Genomic DNA, 1,684 nt, shown 5'->3' on the forward strand with positions numbered 1-1,684 from the left:
GTTCATCCTGTTTAACTATAGAGGACGTCCAACAAAGGGGCTTTAAGCAGGCTGGTAAAGATTGCAATAACGGTCACTAATCAAACTAAACACCTATGATTTAAAGTTAACCGTTGGACATTAATATAACGTTTTCCGACAGAGGAGAATCAATGAAAAAAATCGATAGTTCTCAAGAGCAGACAAGATCACAACGGCTAAACCATCACTGTACCTGCGTTACTCTAGATTGGTCAGCGATTATTCGCGATCTCAACAACCAATTGGGTGATAACGCTGAAGGCATCCTGTCTACTTCGGGCATGCGCCAATTCTTCTCAAATGCCGCGATTTTTGTTCCAAGTTCTGATCTTGAACAAATGCAGGCGATTGTTAAGGCAATCGAATCCGCTGCTTCACTTGCAGAATATCAGCAACAGATCATGTCTTGGGCACCTGAGAGTGCACGGCATAATCCCGGTCCAGTAGGCGCTTTTATGGGCTATGATTTCCACCTCAGTGAGGATGGTCCTCGTCTTATCGAAATCAATACCAATGCCGGTGGCGCTTTTCTTAATGCCATCCTGACTCGCGCCCAACTAAAATGTTGTAGCGGCAATACACAGGCGTCTTGGGCAAAAGATTTCGATGAAGCAGTCATTGCGCAATTTATAAGTGAATGGCGGGCCCAGAGAGGTAGCGGACAACCTGAGCGAATTGCAATCATCGACGATGCACCGGAAGAACAACATCTCTATCCGGAGTTCAAACTCGCGCAACAGCTATTCATCCAACATGGCATTGATGCCGTCATACTTTCACCAACGGATCTCAAATACGAATCAGGAGTCTTGTATGGTGATAACCAGAAAATCGATTTGGTTTACAACCGTCTGGTCGACTTTGGACTAGATGCACCTGAACATGCTGCTTTGCGTTTTGCTTGGTTAGAATGTGGAGCAGTTATCACCCCGAATCCTTATACACACGCCCTATTTGCTGATAAGCGAAACTTGGCCTTAATGTCAGATCAGCAGACTCTACTAGATTGGGGGTTAAGTACTGAAAATGCTGAACTTTTAAAAAAGGGTATTCCCCACACCATTCAGGTTACCGCCCATGATGAGCAATCACTCTGGCAACAACGGCGGCAGTGGTTTTTTAAACCGGTGGCAGGTCATGGCAGCAAGGGTGTCTATCGCGGCAGCAAGCTGACCAAAAGCACATTTGCACGTATTCTTGAAAGTGATTATGTTGCACAGGCCTATGTGCCACCCTCAGAACGTGTTGTGATGGTTGATAACGAACGTGAAATGCTTAAGGTTGATGTGCGATTGTATACTTACCGAGGGGAATTATTACTTGCTGCAGCAAGACTTTATCGAGGTCAAGCTACCAACTTACGTACACCGGGTGGTGGATTTGCACCTCTACTTTTGCAGCAAAGTTAGAAGAATGTGAATCAACATCTCGGCGTAATTGTTTATCGAGCCGCATCACCAGCCGGAAGAGTTTATCGCCCTCATAAATCAGCCCCAGATCCTGACCGCCAATGACCATTTGCTAGGCATTTTGTAAGGTTGCAATGTCCAGTCCAAGCAGGGTCAGATGTTCTCGCTGCGGATTAATTGATAACATCGGCAAACTGGTCACTTGTTCCATGCGCACATCTTTAGCGCCACTAATCTGTGCAACTGCTGCGGAT

At 45.8% G+C, this 1,684-nt stretch carries 1 protein-coding gene; it reads left to right on the forward strand.

Annotated elements, in window-relative coordinates; translation table 11 throughout:
- Nucleotides 1–152 precede the first annotated feature (152 nt).
- Nucleotides 153–1,430, forward strand: coding sequence for a hypothetical protein (locus Q7V21_RS08095; RefSeq protein WP_136554454.1), 1,278 nt, complete (start codon nucleotides 153–155; stop codon nucleotides 1,428–1,430).
- The last annotated feature ends 254 nt before the right edge of the window (nucleotides 1,431–1,684 follow it).

It is taken from the genome of Methylophaga sp., from assembly GCF_030651745.1.

Bases quoted from the DNA above. Each gene is read 5' to 3' on its own strand.
- Q7V21_RS08095 (WP_136554454.1), top strand. From the start codon at position 153: ATGAAAAAAATCGATAGTTCTCAAGAGCAGACAAGATCACAACGGCTA.